Genomic DNA, 19,414 nt, shown 5'->3' with positions numbered 1-19,414 from the left:
CATGTGAGAGCAAAGGTAATGCAATGAATATTCTGCAATTTAATGTTCGGCTTGCCGAAGGCGGGGCGGCCGGGGTCGCGCTGGATTTACACCTGCGCTCGCTGGAAAAAGGGTGGGTGTCGCGGTTTGTATACGGTTATGGCAAAGGAGGCAAGAGAAGCGCCAGTCACGGAAATTATCCGCACGTGATTAAACATGCGCCGCGTTTGACGTCGGCGGCGAATATTGCCCTGTTTCGCCTCGCAAACCGCGATCTGTTTGGCAACCTCGACAGTATGTATCGCACAATCATCCGCACCGCGGGCCCGCTGGTTCTGCATTTCCATGTGCTGCACAGTTACTGGCTGAACCTCGAAGAGGTAGTGGCGTTTTGCCAAAAGGTGAAGGCACATAAGCCCGATATCACCTTTGTGTGGACGCTGCACGATCACTGGAGTGTTACCGGACGCTGCGCCTTTACCGATGGCTGCGAAGGCTGGAAAACGGGCTGCCAGAAATGTCCAACGTTAAGCAACTATCCCCCGGTTAACGTTGATAAAGCGCATCAGCAACTGCCCGGGAAACGTCAAATGTTTCGTACGATGCTGGCACTTGGCTGCCAGTTTATCTCGCCCAGTCAACATGTGGCGGAAGCATTTAACAGCCTGTACGGTGCCGGGTGTTGTCACATCATCAATAACGGTATCGATGTGGCGACGGAAGCGATTCTTGCTGACTTGCCGGTTCAGCATGAGCCGCTGGGCAGACCGAAAATTGCCGTGGTGGCCCATGATTTGCGCTATGACGGCAAAACCAGCCAGCAACTGGTCCAGGCGCTTATCGCGCTCGGTGACAAAATAGAGCTGCATACCTTCGGTAAGTTTTCCCCGTTTGCCGGAGCAAACGTCATCAACCATGGGTTTGAAAGTGACAAACGAACCTTGATGGGGGCGCTAAATCAGATGGATGGGCTGGTGTTCAGTTCGCGGGTTGATAACTATCCGCTAATCTTGTGCGAAGCGCTTTCTATCGGTGTACCGGTTATCGCCACGCACAGTGAGGCGGCACAGGAAGTGCTGGCAAAATCAGGCGGCAAAACATTCAGTGAAGCGGATGTTCTGCATCTGGTACAACTGAAAAAATCAGAAATTGCACAGGCGGTATTTGACACCTCGCTGGCTACCTTTAGCCAGCAGAGCCGGACAGCATACAGCGGACAACAGATGCTGGAGGAATATGTCTCGTACTATCAGGGTCTGTAGCTATCTGGTGTTGCCGCTGCTTTATCTGCTGGTTAACGTCAAGCTTGCGCAACTGGGTGAAAGTTTCCCTGTCACCGTTGTCACTTTCTTACCACTGTTGCTACTGCTGTTTGTTGACCGTATCAATATTAAAAAGCTGTTGATTGCGTTGGGAGTGGGTGGGGGGCTGGCGGTGTTTAACTACCTGTTTGGCCAATCGCTGGATGCCAGCAAGTATGTAACATCTGCCATGTTGTTTATCTATACCGTGATCATTATTGGCATGGTGTGGAGTATTCGCTTTAAAACCATTTCGCCACATAACTATCCTAAAATTTTGCGTTTATTCTGGCTGGTGGTGGGGTTAGTGGTCGGTCTGGCTGCCATTGAAATGGCACAGATCATTCTCAGCGGTGGCAGCAGTATAATGGAAGCTATTTCGAAATATCTTATTTACAGCAATAGCTATGTGCTGAACTTTATTAAATTTGGTGGGAAGCGTACCACCGCACTCTATTTTGAGCCTGCATTTTTCGCTCTGGCGTTAATCTCAATTTGGCTCAGCATCAAACAGTTTGGTATCAAAACGCCCAAGACCGATGCTATGATTCTGGCAGGGGTGATATTGTCAGGATCGTTTTCAGGGGTGATGACATTTATTTTGTTTTACCTGCTGGAGTGGGCGTTTCAGTATCTGAATAAGGATGCGATAAAAAAGAAGTTACCCTTGGCAATTATCTCGCTGAGTGTGTTTATGGTGGGCGTGATATTTGCCTTCCCCTACATCACGACGCGTCTTGGTGATTTAGGTACTGAAGGCTCTTCATCTTATTATCGCATAGTAGGACCGTTGGTCATGGTTGGCTATTCATTACTGAATGTCGATGGTGTAGTGAGATTTGGCTCACTTTATGAATATGTTGCATCATTCGGAATCTTTAACGGTGCAGATGTAGGTAAAACGATAGACAATGGTTTGTATTTGTTAATTATCTATTTTTCGTGGTTCGCCGTAATATTATCCCTGTGGTACATGGGAAAAGTAACGAAAATGATGATGAATGCGTTTGGTGATAATCAGAATTATCGGGTGCAGCTTTATCTTTTTACACCGTTGTCGCTGTTTTTCACCGGTTCAGTATTTAGTCCGGAATATGCATTTTTAATTGTATGTCCGTTTATTTTGCGCAAGGCGCTGAATATCGCGAGGTAATTTACATGCTGCTGAGTATTATCACCGTCGCTTTTCGCAATCTGGACGGGATCGTCAAAACCCATGCGTCACTGGCGCATCTTGCGCAGGCGAGCGATATCCGCTTTGAGTGGATTGTTATCGATGGGGGGTCAACAGACGGTACACCGGCGTTCCTGGAAAATCTCAATGGAGAGCACCAGTTACGTTTTGTCAGCGAGCCTGATAACGGTCTCTACGATGCAATGAACAAAGGTATCGCTATGGCGCGCGGGCGCTTTGCACTCTTTCTCAACTCTGGAGATATTCTGCATGCCGATTCTGCACATTTTATCCGCCAGTTAAAAACGCAGAGTGATAAAGCGATGGTGATTGGCGATGCTTTGCTGGATTTTGGTAATGGTAAAAAAATGACGCGCCGGGCTAAACCGGGTTGGTATATCTACCACAGTTTGCCAGCCAGTCATCAGGCAATATTTTTTCCGCTGACGGGGCTGCAAACCTGGCATTATGATTTGCAATATAAAATATCATCGGATTATGCGCTGGCAGCAAAATTATACAAGTCCGGGTTCGCGTTTAAAAAACTGACTGGTTTAGTGTCGGAGTTTTCCATGGGCGGCGTATCGACTACGAATAATCTGGAATTGTGTCGGGATGCCAAAAGAGTCCAACGTCAAATATTGCGTATGCCCGGCTTTTGGGCTGAATTTTCTGAATACATACGTCTGCGTACAACCGGTAAGACAAAACACTTATATGGTAAAACGTAAGGTCACACTATGCAGGATTTAAACAGCTTCGCGGTGCCGAAAGGTTTTCGCGGCGGTGGTGCAATTAAAGTGCAATTATGGTGGGCGGTACAAGCAACATTATTTCACTGGTCACCACAGGTGATGTACCGCTGGCGTGTTTTTTTATTAAGGATATTTGGCGCAAAAATAGGAAAAAACGTAGTTATTCGGCCTTCAGTAAAAATTACTTATCCGTGGAAATTAACACTGGGTGATTACGCCTGGGTAGGGGATGACGCGGTTTTATATACGCTGGGTAATATTACGATTGGGGCTCATACGGTTATTTCGCAGAAAAGCTATTTATGCACCGGAAGTCATGATTATGCCAGCCAACACTTTGATATTAGTGCCACGCCAATTGTGATTGGCGAGAAATGCTGGCTGGCGACAGATGTTTTTGTCGCGCCTGGCGTGACGATAGGCGACGGCACCGTCGTGGGTGCACGTAGCAGCGTTTTTAAATCGTTGCCGGCCAATGCCATATGTCGGGGTAACCCCGCAGTAGTTACGCGTAAACGCGTCGAGAACGTTACTCCCTGAAGGGAAATTTTAAGAGGTAATAACATGTCAAAAGTCGCTCTCATTACTGGCGTAACCGGGCAGGATGGTTCTTACCTGGCAGAGTTTCTGCTGGAAAAAGGTTATGAAGTTCATGGTATTAAGCGCCGGGCCTCGTCATTTAATACCGAACGGGTAGACCATATTTACCAGGATCCACATGCGGGTAATCCCAAATTCCATCTGCATTATGGTGATTTGACGGACTCCTCTAATCTGACCCGCATTTTGCAAGAGATTCAGCCGGATGAAGTCTATAACCTGGGCGCAATGAGCCACGTGGCGGTGTCGTTTGATTCGCCAGAATATACTGCTGATGTTGATGGGATCGGCACGCTGCGTTTGCTGGAAGCGATTCGCTTCCTGGGTCTGGAAAAGAAAACCCGTTTCTATCAGGCCTCCACCTCTGAACTGTACGGTCTGGTTCAGGAGATCCCACAGAAAGAAACGACGCCGTTCTATCCGCGATCGCCCTATGCTGTCGCCAAACTGTATGCCTACTGGATCACCGTCAATTACCGTGAATCTTATGGCATATATGCCTGTAACGGCATTCTGTTTAACCATGAATCTCCGCGTCGTGGCGAAACCTTCGTCACACGCAAAATTACCCGTGCAATTGCCAACATCGCCCAGGGGCTGGAGTCCTGTCTGTACCTCGGCAATATGGATTCGTTGCGTGACTGGGGACATGCCAAAGACTACGTCAGGATGCAGTGGATGATGCTGCAGCAGGAACAGCCGGAAGACTTCGTGATCGCCACTGGCGTGCAGTATTCCGTCCGTCAGTTTGTGGAAATGGCTGCTGCCCAACTCGGTATTAAGCTGCGCTTTGAAGGTGAGGGCGTGAATGAAAAAGGCATTGTGGTTTCGGTGACTGGGCATGATGCGCCAGGGGTGAAACCGGGGGATGTGATGATCGCCGTCGACCCGCGCTATTTTCGTCCTGCAGAGGTTGAAACGCTGTTGGGCGATCCGACAAAGGCACACGAAAAACTGGGCTGGAAACCGGAGATCACATTGCGCCAGATGGTTTCTGAAATGGTTGCTCACGATCTGGAAGCAGCGAAGAAACATTCACTGCTGAAGTCCCATGGTTACGATGTTGTTATTGCACTGGAGAGCTAATGATGATGAAGAAGAAACGTGTTTATATTGCGGGACATCGGGGAATGGTGGGCTCTGCTATTTACCGACAACTTGCACAACGTGAAGATGTCGAGTTAATCATCCGTAACCGTGAACAGCTCAATTTATTAGACACAACGGCGGTTAATGATTTTTTTACCAGTGAAAATATTGACCAGGTTTATCTTGCCGCGGCAAAAGTTGGCGGGATTATGGCTAATAATAATTATCCATCTGATTTCATTTATGAAAACATGATGATGGAAAGTAATATCCTTCATGCGGCTCATAATTCAAATGTCGGGAAGTTATTATTTTTAGGCTCATCATGTATTTATCCTAAGTTTGCGCAGCAACCAATCAAAGAGAGCGAGTTGTTGCAGGGATCACTGGAGCCGACAAATGAGCCCTATGCCATCGCTAAAATTGCAGGAATAAAACTGTGTGAGTCCTATAACCGGCAGCATCGCCGGGATTACCGTTCAGTGATGCCGACGAACCTGTATGGACCTAACGACAATTTCCATAAAGATAATTCCCATGTGATCCCTGCGCTATTGCGTCGTTTTCATGAAGCCACCCAACGGGATGACAAGTATGTTGAGGTTTGGGGCAGTGGAAAACCCATGCGTGAATTTTTGCATGTCGATGATATGGCGGCAGCAAGCATCCATGTGATGGAGTTAGACAATGAAGTTTGGCAGGAAAATACAGAGCCAATGCTTTCTCATGTCAATGTAGGCACGGGTGAAGATTGCACTATTCGTGAACTATCCGACGCCATTGCAAAAGTTGTTGGTTTTCGCGGTGATATTATTTTTGATGCTTCTAAACCTGATGGGACACCACGAAAACTGCTTGATGTCAGTCGCCTGAGAAGACTCGGTTGGCATCATGAAATAGGACTTGAACAGGGGTTGGTTAATACTTATCGCTGGTTCCTTGATAATCAGCAGCGGTATCGGGGTGAGTAATGTTTCTCAATAATGAAGACTTCGCTAATGCGGTGCGCACGACGCCGCTGATCTCTCTGGATTTTATCATTGAGAATGAGTTTGGGGAGTTTTTAGTTGGGAAAAGAACTAACAGGCCTGCTCAAGGATATTGGTTTGTGCCCGGCGGCAGAGTATTAAAAGATGAAACGCTGGAACAAGCATTTATGCGTTTAACGGAAGAAGAATTAGGTCAGCAGTTTCCCATAACACACGGTCAGTTTTTTGGTGTCTGGCAGCACTTTTATGAGGATAATTTTTCTGGTTCTTCATTTTCAACGCATTATGTGGTGCTGGGTTTTCGACTGAAGATTAATACCAGTACATCAATGTTGCCGTCAAAACAGCATGATACCTGGCGTTGGGCTAAAACAGATGAGCTGATTGCCGATGGGAATGTGCATAAGAATACGCAGGCATATTTCAACCCAGCGACGAAAGATCGGGTGCCCGGGATATGAGAATTCTGGTTTATGGCATCAATTACTCTCCCGAATTGACCGGAATTGGTAAATACACGGGAGAGATGGTGGAGTGGATGGCGAGCCAGGGGCATGAGGTTCGGGTGGTCACGGCACCCCCTTATTATCCGCAGTGGCAAGTAGGCGAACCTTATTCTTCCTGGCGCTATCGTCGGGAAGTTGGTATCACCACTGTCTGGCGCTGTCCATTATATGTACCAACTCAACCTTCAACGTTAAAGCGGTTGTTACATTTGGGCAGTTTTGCCCTGAGCAGTCTTTTTCCCCTATTGGCTCAGTATCGGTGGAAGCCTGAATACATTATCGGCGTGGTACCCACGCTATTCTGTACACCAGGGATGCGTTTGCTGGCAAAACTGTCTGGCTCTCGCACCGTGCTGCATATTCAGGATTATGAAGTTGATGCGATGTTGGGGCTGGGATTGGCGGCAACCGGAAATTCCACAATGATTGCGCGAATAGCCAAAGCATTTGAGCGTAGCAGTTTGTTGAATGTGGATAATGTTTCCACGATCTCCCGCTCTATGATGCAAAAAGCGCAGGAGAAAGGTGTTGCTGCAGAAAAACTTATCTTTTTCCCGAACTGGTCCGAAGTGGAAAGATTTAGCAAGGTGGATAGTGCTGATATAGAGCAAATTCGTCAGCAGTTTGATTTGCCAACCGATAAAACAATTATTCTGTATTCCGGCAATATTGGTGAGAAACAAGGCGTTGAAAATATCGTTGAGGCTGCAAGCCAGACTCAGGATAAACCATGGATATACGTTATTGTGGGTCAGGGAGGGGGGAAATCCAGGATGGAACAAATGGTCAAGGAACGAGCCCTAACGAATGTTAAGTTCTATCCCTTGCAACCATACGAAATGTTGCCAGCGTTATTAAGGTTGGCAGATTGCCATTTAGTCATCCAAAGACGTGGCGCTGCAGATGCGGTCCTTCCTTCGAAGTTAACGAACATATTGGCGGTCGGGGGAAATGCCGTGATTACAGCAGAGATCCACACCGAACTGGGGCAGCTTTGTCAGAAACATCCCGGTATTGCTATCTGTATTGAGCCAGAATCAGTTGAGATGCTTGTGGCCGGAATTACTGATGCAATCACTATGCCTGAATACAATATGATTGCACGTTCCTATGCAGAGTCTGCACTTGAAAAAGATAATGTCTTAAATCAATTTATTAATCATTTGAAGGGTTGACTTATGAGTCAGAATAACATTCATCCGGTAATTATTGCAGGTGGGTCCGGTAGCCGTTTGTGGCCATTATCCAGAACATTATATCCAAAGCAGTTCTTGTGTCTGGATGGGCAAAATACAATGTTGCAATCGACAATTTGTCGCCTTGATGGATTGGATTGTTCACCACCGCTGGTAATATGTAATGAAAAGCATCGATTTATTGTTGCTGAACAATTGCAAGAAATCGATAAACTAACGGGGAATATTATTCTTGAGCCACAAGCCAGGAATACCGCACCAGCAATCGCGCTGGCAGCAATCGCAGCATGTAACAATAATTCCGATCATAACCCGTTGTTGCTGGTCCTGGCAGCTGATCATATTATCGAAGAAAATAAATTCTTCCACGATGCAGTGACCTCAGCTATTCCGTTAGCCGAAAATGGCAAGCTGGTAACATTTGGTATCGTCCCGGATGCACCGGAAACAGGGTACGGTTATATTCGACGCGGTGAAGTCAGTAGTACCCAGATTCAAGTTGATTCTGTTGCTTTCAATGTTGATGCTTTTGTGGAAAAACCTGACCTTGAAACAGCCGAAAAATATATTTCTGCTGGTGAATATTACTGGAATAGCGGTATGTTTTTATTCCAGGCCCGACGCTATCTTGAAGAGCTTGAAAAATATCGCCCGGATATTCTACAGGCCTGCTTGTTAGCGATGGATAACGCTGAACTGGACAATGATTTTATCCGTGTCAGTCGGGACGATTTCCAGGCTTGCCCAGAGGAATCGATCGACTATGCCGTGATGGAGAAAACCACGGATGCCGTAGTCCTGCCGATGAACGTTGGCTGGAGCGATGTGGGGTCATGGTCATCACTTTGGGAAATCAGCGATCGTAACGACGAGGGCAATGTTTATCATGGCGATGTCATTGACCATAATACAGAGAACAGTTACGTCTACGCCGAGTCGGGATTGGTAGCAACCGTCGGCGTAAAAGATCTGATTGTCGTCCAAACTAAAGATGCAGTATTAATCGCAAATAAAACGGATGTACAAGATGTAAAAAAAATCGTTGCGCAAATTCAGGCGGATGGTCGCTCGGAACATCATATTCACCGTGAGGTTTTTAGACCCTGGGGAAAATATGATTCTATTGATGAAGGTGATCGTTATCAGGTTAAAAGGATAACCGTAAAACCCGGGCAGGGCTTTGCATTACGTATGCACCATCATCGCGCTGAACACTGGATTATTGTTGCGGGAACGGCAAAGGTCACGATCTGTGATGAGGTCCAATTATTAAGTGAAAATCAATCAGTGTATATTCCTCAGGGTACTATTCATTGTCTTGAAAACCCAGGAAAGGTTCCGCTGGAGATGATTGAAGTTCGTTCCGGAGTCTACCTTGAAGAAGATGATATTGTAAGATTTGGCACACATCATGAACATATATAGAAATCTATTATTCATTTCTGTTAACTGACTCTCTGCGATCTTTTATGAAATAAAAATAACAGAATCTGGACTTTGTTACTTATTTATTTAGGCAATCAGGCCCGGGCTAACTGTTGCCTGAAGAAGGAGATAACATGAGCCAAATAATCCGCGTTACCACTTGTGATATTTGTTACGGGTCAGTTGGTGATGTACGCCTGAACGTGCGAACGCGCACTCTCCTGGTATTGCTAAATCAGTAATGCTGGTATTTCCCTTGCCCGATAAGGGCAAGTGGTGACTAACAGGAACCACGATGACACATCTAAAAAAGCGCGAACGAGCCAAAACCAATGCGTCGTTAATATCGATGGTGCAACGCTTTTCAGATATCACCATCATGTTTGGTGGATTATGGATAGTCTGCGAACTGAGCGGTTTGCCTTTCCTGTATATGCACCTGCTGGTCGCGTTAATCACGCTGGTCGTTTTTCAGATGCTGGGCGGGATAACGGATTTTTACCGCTCCTGGCGCGGGGTAAAAATTTCAACTGAGTTGGTGCTGCTGCTGCAAAACTGGACGCTGAGTCTGATTTTTTGCGCGGGTCTGATTACCTTTAATAACGATTTTGATAACCGGTTTGCTCTATGGCTGGCATGGTATCTGCTTTCAAGCATTGGCCTGGTGCTATGCCGTGCGTTTATTCGCTACGGGGCGGGATGGTTGCGAAATCGTGGTTATAACACGCGTCGGGTAGCGGTAGCAGGGGACCTTCCTGCCGGACAGGTGCTGCTGGACAGCTTTCGCCATGAGCAGTGGTTGGGGTTTGAGGTCGCGGGTGTTTATCACGACCCCATACCGGGGAAAAACGCCCGGGATTGGGCGGGAAATCTGCAGCAACTTGTGGATGATGCCAAAGCTTCACGCATTCATAACGTCTATATCGCTATGTCGATGAGCGATGGGGCGCGGGTAAAAAAACTGGTACGCGAACTGGCTGATACCACCTGTTCAGTGCTCCTGATTCCTGATGTCTTTACCTTCAATATTCTGCACTCGCGGATTGAAGAAATGAACGGTGTTCCTGTGGTACCGCTGTATGACACACCGCTTTCAGGCATTAATCGTCTGCTGAAGCGCGCGGAGGATATTGTGCTGGCATCGCTAATCTTGCTGCTTATTTCTCCTGTGCTATGCGCCATTGCGCTGATGGTGAAGCTGACCTCAAAGGGGCCGGTAATTTTTCGTCAGACCCGCTATGGGATGGACGGGAAACCGATCAAAGTCTGGAAGTTTCGTTCCATGAAGGTAATGGAAAACGATACGGTGGTTACCCAGGCCACGCAGAACGATCCGCGAGTGACCCGCGTGGGTAACTTCCTGCGGCGGACGTCTCTGGATGAATTACCACAGTTTATAAATGTGCTGACAGGCGGGATGTCTATTGTCGGGCCGCGTCCACATGCGGTGGCGCATAACGAACAGTATCGTCAGCTGATAGAAGGGTACATGTTGCGCCATAAGGTGAAGCCAGGCATTACCGGCTGGGCGCAAATCAACGGCTGGCGTGGTGAAACCGATACGCTGGAAAAAATGGAAAAACGCGTAGAGTTTGACCTCGAATACATTCGCGAATGGAGCGTGTGGTTCGATATTAAAATCGTTTTTCTGACGGTGTTTAAAGGCTTCGTCAATAAAGCGGCATATTAATATGAGTTTACGAGAAAAAACCCTCAACGGTGCCAAATGGTCAGCCATTGCTACGGTAATCATCATCGGTCTGGGGCTCATTCAGATGACGGTTATGGCACGGATTATTGATAATCATCAGTTCGGGTTATTAACCGTGTCGCTGGTGATTATAGCGCTGGCCGATACGCTGTCTGATTTTGGCATCGCCAACTCGATTATTCAGCGCAAAGAGATAGGTTATCTTGAACTAACCACCTTGTACTGGTTAAACGTTGGGCTGGGGATAGTCGTATGTATTGCTATGTTTGCGCTCAGCGAAACCATTGCCAATGCGCTTAATAACCCTGAGCTGGTGCCACTGATTAAAACCTTAGCGCTGGCGTTTGTGGTGATCCCGCATGGGCAGCAGTTCCGTGCGCTGATGCAAAAAGAACTGGCCTTCAACAAAATTGGCATGATTGAAACCAGTTCAGTACTGGCCGGTTTTACTTTTACCGTGGTTAGCGCGCATTTTTGGCCGATCGCTATGACTGCCATTGTTGGGTATCTGGTGAATAGTACGCTACGTACACTGCTATTTGGCTATTTTGGTCGCAAAATATATCGACCAGGGCTATGTTTTTCACTTTCATCCGTGTCGCAAAATCTGCGCTTTGGGGCGTGGCTGACGGCGGACAGCATTATCAATTATGTGAACACCAACCTTTCGACGCTGGTGCTGGCCAGAACCCTGGGTGCTGGCGTGGCGGGAGGCTTCAATCTTGCCTGGAACGTGGCAGTTGTACCGCCAATCAAACTGAATCCGATAATTACCCGAGTACTGTTTCCTGCGTTTGCCAAAATTCAGGACGATACCGAAAAACTACGGGTCAATTTTTACAAGCTGCTATCTGTTGTTGGCATTATCAATTTTCCGGCCCTACTGGGACTGATGGTGGTATCAAATAACGTCGTACCGCTGGTGTTTGGCGAAAAGTGGAACAGTATTGTTCCGGTGCTGCAACTGCTGTGCATTGTGGGTCTGCTGCGCTCAGTCGGTAATCCGATAGGCTCACTGCTGATGGCCAAAGCCCGGGTTGATATCAGCTTCAAATTCAATATTTTCAAAACCTTTTTGTTTATCCCCGCCATCCTGGTTGGCGGAAATATGGCGGGTGTGATTGGCGTCACGCTGGGCTTTTTACTGGTACAGGTCATAAACACCATCCTGAGCTATTTCGTGATGATCAAACCGGTACTGGGACCGAGCTATCGGCAGTACATGCTCAGCCTGTGGCTACCGTTCTATCTCTCTTTACCCACGCTGGTGGTGAGCTACGCGCTGGGAATGACATTGCAAAATAAATTGCCGTTAAGTGCGTTGCTGAGCCTACAGATAACCGCTGGCGCGCTGGTGTTTGTCGTGATGATTGTGCTGTCGCGTCATCCGCTGGTGGTGGAAATCAAACGCCAGTTCTGCCGTGGTGAAAAAATGAAAGCCTTGTTCCGCGCAGAGTGAATTGCGTTTGTTGTCGTCCGGAGACGGGAAAACCGTCATCCGCACTGATTTTAAGAGGTCATGATGAAATTACTGATTCTGGGCAACCACACCTGCGGTAATCGCGGGGACAGCGCCATTTTGCGCGGTTTGCTGGATGCCATTCATACGCTCCAGCCAGAGACTGAAGTGGATGTGATGAGCCGCTACCCGGTGAGTTCCTCCTGGTTACTAAACCGACCGGTGATGGGCGATCCACTGTATTCACAGATGAAGCAGCATAACAATGCTGCAGGCGTTATGGGCCGCGTAAAGAAAGTGCTGCGTCGTCGCTATCAGCATCAGGTGCTGCTCTCGCGCGTCACCGATTCCGGGAATCTGCGCAATATCGCTATCGCTCAGGGGTTTACTGACTTTGTCCGCTTGTTGTCGCGTTATGACGCCATTATCCAGGTCGGCGGATCGTTTTTTGTCGATCTGTATGGCGTGACGCAGTTTGAACATGCCTTGTGTTCGTTTATGGCTAAAAAACCGCTGTACATGATTGGTCACAGCGTAGGGCCATTTCAGGATGCACAGTTCAATCAGTTGGCGAACTACGTTTTTGGGCACTGCAATGCGTTAATTTTACGCGAATCGGTCAGTCTGGAACTGATGAAACGCAGTGAAATAACGACAGAGAAAGTCGAGTCGGGTGTGGATACCGCCTGGCTGGTAGATAACCATCACGATGACTTTGACCCGGGTTATGCCGTACAGCACTGGCTACAAACGGCTGCAAAGCAGAAGACTGTCGCCATTACATTACGTGAACTGGCGCCGTTTGATAAGCGTCTTGGAACCACACAACAGGCCTATGAGCAAGCCTTTGCCGGCGTGGTTAATCGGATCCTTGATGAAGGTTACCAGGTGATGGCGCTCTCAACCTGTACCGGTATTGATAGTTACAACAAAGATGATCGCATGGTTGCACTGAACCTGCGTCAGTACGTTAACGATCCGGCCCGTTATCACGTGGTCATGGATGAACTAAACGATCTCGAAATGGGAAAAATATTAGGCGCATGTGACCTGACGGTGGGCACACGCCTGCACTCTGCCATTATCTCGATGAACTTTATGACGCCGGCGATAGCCATTAATTATGAGCACAAATCGGCGGGAATTATGCAGCAACTGGGGTTAGCGGAAATGGCGGTTGATATCCGCCATCTGCTGGATGGTAGTCTTGAAGGCAAGGTTGCCGATAACCTGGGACGGCTCGCTGAACTTAACGTCAGGGTGGCGGAGGCGGTTAAGCGTGAACGTGAACACGGTAGGCGTATGGTGCAATCGGTATTAACGCGTATTCAGGAGGGGAAATGAAAGTCAGCTTTTTCCTGCTTAAATTTCCGCTGTCCTCTGAAACCTTTGTGCTGAATCAGATCACCGCGTTTATCGATATGGGGCATGATGTTGAAATTATCGCGTTATATCAGGGCGATCTTGATAACACCCATGCATCCTATATGGACTACCGCCTGGGCGAAAAAACACGATGGTTATTGAAAGAACCGGCTGACAGGTTGGCAAAGCTGAAATATCGCACCACGACGGTTTTACAAGGCATCACCCGGACAGCGACCTGGAAAGCGCTCAATGTTCCACGCTATGGTGATGAGGCGCGTAATCTGATTTTAGCGTCCATCTGTGCGCTAACCCCACGAGCATTCCAGGCCGATGTCTTTATTGCGCACTTTGGACCCGCTGGCGTAACGGCGGCCAAACTACGTGAACTCGGCGTGCTCCGCGGCAAAATAGCCACTGTCTTCCATGGTATTGACGTTTCACATCGGGACATCCTTTCCCGCTATACCCCCGAATATCAGAAGCTGTTTCAGCGCGGTGATTTGATGTTGCCCATCAGCAATCTCTGGGCCGGACGTTTGCGGAATATGGGATGCCCACCGCATAAAATAGCGGTATCGCGTATGGGGATTGATATGACGCGTTTTACACCCCGTGAGGTGAAAGCGCCGGGCACGCCGCTAGAAATTCTTTCCGTTGCACGGTTAACCGAGAAAAAAGGGCTGCATGTCGCTATCGAAGCGTGCCGTCAGTTGAAGGAGCGGGGTATCTCATTTCGTTATCGCATTCTGGGAATTGGCCCTTGGGAGCGTCGGTTACGTACGCTTATCGAACAATATCAACTGGATGACGTGATTGAAATGTCAGGATTTAAACCCAGCCATCAGGTCAAAGAGATGCTTGAGCAAGCGGATGTCTTCCTGTTGCCCTCCGTCACGGGAATTGATGGTGACATGGAGGGGATCCCGGTGGCATTGATGGAGGCCATGGCCGTAGGGATACCGGTCGTCTCTACCGTGCACAGTGGGATCCCTGAGCTGGTAGAGTCTGGAAGGTCCGGCTGGCTGGCACCAGAGAATGATGCTCAGGCCCTGGCGGAGCGATTGGCGACGGTCAGTGTGCTCGACACTGAGCAAGTGAAGCCGGTGGTGGAGTGCGCCCGCGAAAAAATAGCCGCTGATTTTAACCAGCTTGCGATCAACAAACAGCTAGCCAGTCTGCTGCAAACGATGTAAATCGAGGTTGTATGCCAGAGAAAAAACTCTCCCGACGTACTTTTCTGACGGCAGGCTCTGCGCTTGCCGTTCTCCATACTCCCGTCGCCAGAGCGTTTGAAGCAAGACGCAGCGTCAATATCGAGGATTACAATCCCCAGGATTGGGTAGCTTCCTTCCGGCAGGCATTTATAGACGCGCAAACCGTCGTCGTGCCTGCTGGTCTGGAGTGCAAGAATATCAATACCGCAATCGTGATCCCACCAGGTAAGATGTTGCATCTGCAAGGCAGTGTGAGTAGCAGCAGTCGCGGGCGATTTATTCTGCAGGATGGCTGTAGCGTGACAGGGGGGCAGGGGGGGCGTTTGCGAAATATTACCCTTGATGTTCGGGGCTCCGACTGTGTGATAAAAGGCATAGCCATGAGCGGTTTCGCCCCCGTGGCACAAATTTATATCGGGGGGAAAACGCCCAGGGCGATGCGTAACCTCACCATTGATGACATTACCGTCACTGATGCGAATTACGGGATCCTACGTCAGGGGTTTCATAACCAGATGGATGGCGTACGGATAACCAACAGTCGTTTTAGTGATTTACAGGGGGACGCCATCGAGTGGAATGTCGCGATAAACGACAGTGACATCGTGATTTCAGACCATGTTATAGAACGCATCAATTGTACGAACGGAAATGTTAACTGGGGTATCGGTATTGGGCTGGCAGGTAGTACGTACGACAACACCTATCCAGATGAACTGGCGGTGAAAAGATTTGTGGTCGCAAATATAACGGGATCGGATTGTCGGCAGTTGGTCCATGTCGAGAACGGCAAACATTTTATCATTCGTAATATTACCGCGCGAAATATCACCCCGGATTTCAGCAAGAAAGCGGGTATCGATAATGCTACAGTCGCTATTTATGGATGTGATAATTTCGTTATCGATAATATCAATATGAAAAATAGCGCAGGGATGCTGATTGGTTACGGTGTGATCAAAGGACAATATTTGTCCATCCCACAAAACTTTAAGTTAGATAATATTCAACTGGATAACACACATCTCGATTATAAATTACGTGGTATTCAAATTTCCTCAGGTAATGCAACTTCATTTGTGGCCATTACCAACGTTGAGATGAAGCGCGCGACGCTGGAGCTGCATAACAAACCTCAGCATCTTTTCTTGCGAAATATTAAGGTGATGCAACAATCCACTACAGGTCCAGCATTAAAGATGCACTTTGATCTGCGCAAAGATGTCCGCGGTAAGTTTATGGCCAAACAGGGTACCTTGCTCTCGCTGGCCAACGTTCATGCAGTTAATGAAGCAGGACAAAGCTCGGTTGATATTGACAGCGTAACCCACCAGGTTGTGAATGTCGCGGCAGTGAATTTTCGACTACCGGGTCGGTAATTTTACGACCATTCCTGGCTAAAAACCTACCCGGCTAAGATTATGATTACTGCATTCTGCCGATAAGCGGCGTAACATGCGTCCTAACTGAGCAATGTAATTCATACTGGCTAAAACAAGCTAAAAAGCTATAATTCAGCAACTATTGAATAGGTGAATGACTTAATGATTAATTTGAAAGCAGTTATTCCGGTAGCGGGCCTCGGGATGCACATGTTGCCTGCCACAAAGGCCATCCCAAAAGAGATGCTACCGATCGTTGATAAGCCGATGATTCAATACATTGTCGACGAGATTGTAGCTGCAGGTATCAAAGAAATCGTTCTGGTAACACATGCGTCTAAGAACGCGGTTGAGAACCACTTCGACACATCTTATGAACTTGAATCGCTGCTTGAACAGCGTGTTAAGCGCCAGTTACTGGCCGAAGTGCAGTCCATCTGCCCTCCAGGTGTGACTATCATGAACGTCCGTCAGGCACAATTGCTTGGTCTGGGCCACTCAATTCTTTGTGCACGCCCGGTAATCGGGGACAACCCTTTCGTGGTGGTGTTACCTGACGTCATTCTTGACACGGCGAGTGCGGATCCACTGCGCTACAACCTGGCCGCAATGGTGGCACGCTTTAATGAGACCGGGCGTAGTCAGGTACTGGCAAAACGTATGGCTGGCGATCTTTCCGAGTATTCCGTTATTCAGACCAAAGAGCCTTTAGACAACGAAGGTAAGGTCAGCCGCATCGTTGAATTCATTGAAAAACCCGACCAGCCGCAAACCCTTGATTCGGACCTGATGGCCGTAGGGCGCTATGTGCTTTCTGCTGATATTTGGGCGGAAATTGAGCGTACGCAGCCTGGTGCGTGGGGGCGTATTCAGCTTACGGATGCTATCGCTGAGCTGGCGAAAAAACAGTCTGTTGATGCCATGTTGATGACCGGCGATAGCTACGATTGTGGTAAGAAAATGGGCTACATGCAGGCATTTGTGAAGTACGGACTGCGCAACCTGAAAGAAGGGCCGAAATTCAGGGATCAAATTTTAAAACTGCTGAGCTAGTGCCATTGCTCCCCTCGTTGCCCACGATTTGAACCAAGTATCGCAGCAGTATATGTAAAGAGTAATGATTTGTCTGATACCCGCAGCATGCTGCTATAACTGTTTTTTTTATAAATTTCAAATACTAAAAAAGGTAGATCGGTAAGAAATTACCGGTCCGCCGTAGGACATTTTTCTTGTCTACACAGTGAATAAATAAGAGAATATTCGGTCGAGATATTCCTTAATTCGTTGAGGGTTATCAGCAATTTGTTTGCCCAACATAAAATGAGCAGTGTCCTGGTAGCTGTAGAGCCAGTGCGGTAGCGTGCCCATTTGTCATTGAGCGACGATGAAACTCTTTCGTTGGTTTAGTATAACGCATTGATATTTAAGGACCTAAGATGTTACTTCCTGTGATAATGGCCGGTGGTACCGGTAGTCGTTTATGGCCGATGTCGCGCGAGCTCTACCCAAAACAGTTTCTTCGTTTGTATGGACAGCGTTCAATGCTGCAAGAAACAGTGCTCCGTCTGGATGATGTCGATGCACGGGAACCGGTAGTCATTTGCAATCAGGAACATAGATTTCTTGTTGCTGAGCAACTAAGACAAATTAACAAGCTCTCGCATAATATCATTCTTGAACCCGTTGGTCGTAATACCGCGCCAGCAATAGCGCTGGCAGCATTAAGTGCAATAGAGAATGGTGATGACCCAATTCTTCTGGTATTAGCCGCAGATCATATCATTAACAATAAACCGGCATTTCACCAGGCGGTAAAGTCAGCATTTAAATTTGCCATGCAGGGGCGCCTTGTTACATTTGGGATTGTACCAACCGGTGCAGAAACAGGTTATGGCTATATTCACCGCGGTAAGGAAGAAGTCCTTGGTGATAATATCGCTTACCAGGTCAACCGTTTCGTGGAAAAACCGAACAAAGAAACTGCGGAAAGTTATTTAGCGTCGGGCGAATATTACTGGAACAGCGGAATGTTTATGTTCCGTGCCAAGAAATATCTTGAAGAACTGGAAAAATTCAGACCCGATATTCTTGAGTCCTGTAAGGCGGCGATCCGTGGTTGCAAAGATAGCGATGAATTTATCAAGATCGATCGCGATCTGTTTATCGCTTGTCCGGATGAGTCCGTTGACTACGCGGTCATGGAGAAAACGGCTTTGTTGAATAAATCAGATTTCGGGTAAGTCTCCCCCGTAGCGGGTTGTGTTTTCAGGCAATACGCACGCTTTCAGGCATACCTGCTTTCGTCATTTTGTTCAGCGCTCGTACCAGGGCCATAGCCTCCGCAACCTGACCATCGTAGTCACGCAGCGTCAGTGAACCCCCGAACAGCTGTTTTACCCGGTACATCGCCGTTTCCGCTATCGAGCGACGGTTGTAATCTGTTGTCCATTTCCACCGCGCATTACTCCCGGTCATTCGCTGATTAGCCACTGCACGGTTACGGTCTGCATATTCACCGGGCCAGTAACCCGCACCTTTTCGGGGAGGGATAAGCGCGCTGATTTTCTTACGCCGCAGTTCATCGTGACATAGCCGGGTATCGTAAGCGCCATCGGCGGCGGCTGACCTGATTTTCCGGTGGGTTTGCCGGATTAACCCGGGGAAGGCCTCTGAGTCCGTAACGTTGTTCAGCGACAGGTCAGCGCAGATGATTTCATGTGTTTTACTGTCAACGGCGAGATGCAGCTTACGCCAGATACGGCGGCGTTCCTGGCCATGCTTTTTGACTTTCCACTCGCCTTCACCGAAGACCTTCAGCCCGGTGGAATCAATTACCAGGTGTGCGATTTCACCCCGGGTGGGCGTTTTGAAACTGACATTAACCGACTTTGCCCGCCTGCTGACACAGCTGTAATCCGGGCAGCGTAGCGGAACGTTCATCAGAGAAAAAATGGAATCAATAAAGCCCTGCGCAGCCCGCAGGGTCAGCCTGAATACGCGTTTAATGACCAGCACAGTAGTGATGGCAAGGTCAGAATAGCGCTGAGGTCTGCCTCGTGAAGAAGGTGTTGCTGACTCATACCAGGCCTGAATAGCTTCATCATCCAGCCAGAAAGTTATGGAGCCACGGTTGATGAGGGCTTTATTGTAGGTGGGCCAGTTGGTGATTTTGAACTTTTGCTTTGCCACGGAACGGTCTGCGTTGTCGGGAAGATACGTGATCTGATCCTTCAACTCAGCAAAAGTTCGATTTATTCAACAAAGCC

16 protein-coding genes and 1 pseudogene are annotated in these 19,414 nt (G+C 48.1%); 16 read left to right on the top strand and 1 reads right to left on the bottom strand.

Annotated elements, in window-relative coordinates; all coding sequences use genetic code 11:
- Positions 1–23: 23 nt before the first annotated feature.
- The 16 genes and pseudogenes from wcaC to OGY19_RS15775 all read left to right on the top strand — a co-directional run.
- Positions 24–1,241 carry a colanic acid biosynthesis glycosyltransferase WcaC gene (wcaC, locus tag OGY19_RS15850; RefSeq protein WP_115602251.1) on the top strand — a complete coding sequence of 406 codons (1,218 nt, stop codon included), beginning with the start codon at positions 24–26 and terminating at the stop codon, positions 1,239–1,241.
- Positions 1,216–2,433, top strand: coding sequence for a colanic acid polymerase WcaD (wcaD, locus tag OGY19_RS15845; protein ID WP_115602250.1), 1,218 nt, complete (start codon positions 1,216–1,218; stop codon positions 2,431–2,433). The genes wcaC and wcaD overlap by 26 nt, the downstream gene beginning before the upstream one ends.
- 5 nt (positions 2,434–2,438) lie before the next feature.
- The gene (gene wcaE, locus OGY19_RS15840) at positions 2,439–3,185 is read left to right on the top strand and encodes a colanic acid biosynthesis glycosyltransferase WcaE (protein ID WP_115602423.1); all 747 of its coding nucleotides are present in this window, start codon (positions 2,439–2,441) and stop codon (positions 3,183–3,185) included.
- Between the two features lie 9 nt (positions 3,186–3,194).
- Entirely contained in the window at positions 3,195–3,749 is a 555-nt protein-coding gene (wcaF, locus tag OGY19_RS15835; RefSeq protein WP_115602249.1) for a colanic acid biosynthesis acetyltransferase WcaF, read from the top strand.
- Between the two features lie 24 nt (positions 3,750–3,773).
- Positions 3,774–4,895, top strand: coding sequence for a GDP-mannose 4,6-dehydratase (gmd, locus tag OGY19_RS15830; protein WP_115602248.1), 1,122 nt, complete (start codon positions 3,774–3,776; stop codon positions 4,893–4,895).
- A gap of 5 nt (positions 4,896–4,900) precedes the next feature.
- Positions 4,901–5,869: a GDP-L-fucose synthase gene (gene fcl / locus OGY19_RS15825; protein ID WP_115602422.1), complete on the top strand. Its 969-nt coding sequence runs from the start codon at positions 4,901–4,903 to the stop codon at positions 5,867–5,869.
- Positions 5,869–6,348, top strand: a complete 480-nt coding sequence (locus OGY19_RS15820) for a GDP-mannose mannosyl hydrolase (RefSeq protein WP_061067678.1) — start codon at positions 5,869–5,871, stop codon at positions 6,346–6,348. The genes fcl and OGY19_RS15820 overlap by 1 nt, the downstream gene beginning before the upstream one ends.
- On the top strand, positions 6,345–7,568 hold the full coding sequence (locus OGY19_RS15815; RefSeq protein WP_115602247.1) for a WcaI family glycosyltransferase: 1,224 nt from the start codon (positions 6,345–6,347) through the stop codon (positions 7,566–7,568). The genes OGY19_RS15820 and OGY19_RS15815 overlap by 4 nt, the downstream gene beginning before the upstream one ends.
- A 3-nt stretch (positions 7,569–7,571) precedes the next feature.
- The gene (gene cpsB / locus OGY19_RS15810; protein WP_115602246.1) at positions 7,572–9,014 is read left to right on the top strand and encodes a mannose-1-phosphate guanyltransferase; all 1,443 of its coding nucleotides are present in this window, start codon (positions 7,572–7,574) and stop codon (positions 9,012–9,014) included.
- Between the two features lie 295 nt (positions 9,015–9,309).
- On the top strand, positions 9,310–10,704 hold the full coding sequence (gene wcaJ / locus OGY19_RS15805; protein WP_115602245.1) for an undecaprenyl-phosphate glucose phosphotransferase: 1,395 nt from the start codon (positions 9,310–9,312) through the stop codon (positions 10,702–10,704).
- A gap of 1 nt (position 10,705) precedes the next feature.
- Positions 10,706–12,184: an MOP flippase family protein gene (locus tag OGY19_RS15800; RefSeq protein WP_061067682.1), complete on the top strand. Its 1,479-nt coding sequence runs from the start codon at positions 10,706–10,708 to the stop codon at positions 12,182–12,184.
- 63 nt (positions 12,185–12,247) lie between these two features.
- On the top strand, positions 12,248–13,528 hold the full coding sequence (gene wcaK / locus OGY19_RS15795) for a colanic acid biosynthesis pyruvyl transferase WcaK (protein ID WP_048212030.1): 1,281 nt from the start codon (positions 12,248–12,250) through the stop codon (positions 13,526–13,528).
- Positions 13,525–14,745, top strand: a complete 1,221-nt coding sequence (wcaL, locus tag OGY19_RS15790; RefSeq protein ID WP_286596777.1) for a colanic acid biosynthesis glycosyltransferase WcaL — start codon at positions 13,525–13,527, stop codon at positions 14,743–14,745. The genes wcaK and wcaL overlap by 4 nt, the downstream gene beginning before the upstream one ends.
- A gap of 11 nt (positions 14,746–14,756) precedes the next feature.
- Positions 14,757–16,145: a colanic acid biosynthesis protein WcaM gene (gene wcaM, locus OGY19_RS15785; protein WP_286596775.1), complete on the top strand. Its 1,389-nt coding sequence runs from the start codon at positions 14,757–14,759 to the stop codon at positions 16,143–16,145.
- Between the two features lie 165 nt (positions 16,146–16,310).
- On the top strand, positions 16,311–17,201 hold the full coding sequence (gene galF, locus OGY19_RS15780) for a GalU regulator GalF (RefSeq protein ID WP_115643576.1): 891 nt from the start codon (positions 16,311–16,313) through the stop codon (positions 17,199–17,201).
- A 383-nt stretch (positions 17,202–17,584) separates the two neighbouring features.
- Positions 17,585–18,361: pseudogene (locus OGY19_RS15775) on the top strand (mannose-1-phosphate guanylyltransferase/mannose-6-phosphate isomerase); the annotation flags it as partial.
- A 52-nt stretch (positions 18,362–18,413) separates the two neighbouring features.
- Here OGY19_RS15775 and OGY19_RS15770 read toward each other — a convergent pair.
- Positions 18,414–19,382 (bottom strand): IS5-like element IS903B family transposase, encoded by a 969-nt coding sequence (locus tag OGY19_RS15770; RefSeq protein WP_000654812.1) that lies wholly within the window; start codon positions 19,380–19,382, stop codon positions 18,414–18,416.
- Positions 19,383–19,414 lie beyond the last annotated feature (32 nt).

It is taken from the genome of Citrobacter sp. Cy070 (assembly GCF_030332245.1).
GTDB classification, from domain to species: Bacteria; Pseudomonadota; Gammaproteobacteria; order Enterobacterales; family Enterobacteriaceae; genus Citrobacter; species Citrobacter youngae.
The sequence above is the reverse complement of the archived record's forward strand: the minus strand, read 5'-3'. Positions and strand labels throughout refer to the sequence as shown.

Bases quoted from the DNA above. Each gene is read 5' to 3' on its own strand.
- wcaC (WP_115602251.1), top strand. From the start codon at position 24: ATGAATATTCTGCAATTTAATGTTCGGCTTGCCGAAGGCGGGGCGGCC.
- wcaD (WP_115602250.1), top strand. From the start codon at position 1,216: ATGTCTCGTACTATCAGGGTCTGTAGCTATCTGGTGTTGCCGCTGCTT.
- wcaE (WP_115602423.1), top strand. From the start codon at position 2,439: ATGCTGCTGAGTATTATCACCGTCGCTTTTCGCAATCTGGACGGGATC.
- wcaF (WP_115602249.1), top strand. From the start codon at position 3,195: ATGCAGGATTTAAACAGCTTCGCGGTGCCGAAAGGTTTTCGCGGCGGT.
- gmd (WP_115602248.1), top strand. From the start codon at position 3,774: ATGTCAAAAGTCGCTCTCATTACTGGCGTAACCGGGCAGGATGGTTCT.
- fcl (WP_115602422.1), top strand. From the start codon at position 4,901: ATGAAGAAGAAACGTGTTTATATTGCGGGACATCGGGGAATGGTGGGC.
- OGY19_RS15820 (WP_061067678.1), top strand. From the start codon at position 5,869: ATGTTTCTCAATAATGAAGACTTCGCTAATGCGGTGCGCACGACGCCG.
- OGY19_RS15815 (WP_115602247.1), top strand. From the start codon at position 6,345: ATGAGAATTCTGGTTTATGGCATCAATTACTCTCCCGAATTGACCGGA.
- cpsB (WP_115602246.1), top strand. From the start codon at position 7,572: ATGAGTCAGAATAACATTCATCCGGTAATTATTGCAGGTGGGTCCGGT.
- wcaJ (WP_115602245.1), top strand. From the start codon at position 9,310: ATGACACATCTAAAAAAGCGCGAACGAGCCAAAACCAATGCGTCGTTA.
- OGY19_RS15800 (WP_061067682.1), top strand. From the start codon at position 10,706: ATGAGTTTACGAGAAAAAACCCTCAACGGTGCCAAATGGTCAGCCATT.
- wcaK (WP_048212030.1), top strand. From the start codon at position 12,248: ATGAAATTACTGATTCTGGGCAACCACACCTGCGGTAATCGCGGGGAC.
- wcaL (WP_286596777.1), top strand. From the start codon at position 13,525: ATGAAAGTCAGCTTTTTCCTGCTTAAATTTCCGCTGTCCTCTGAAACC.
- wcaM (WP_286596775.1), top strand. From the start codon at position 14,757: ATGCCAGAGAAAAAACTCTCCCGACGTACTTTTCTGACGGCAGGCTCT.
- galF (WP_115643576.1), top strand. From the start codon at position 16,311: ATGATTAATTTGAAAGCAGTTATTCCGGTAGCGGGCCTCGGGATGCAC.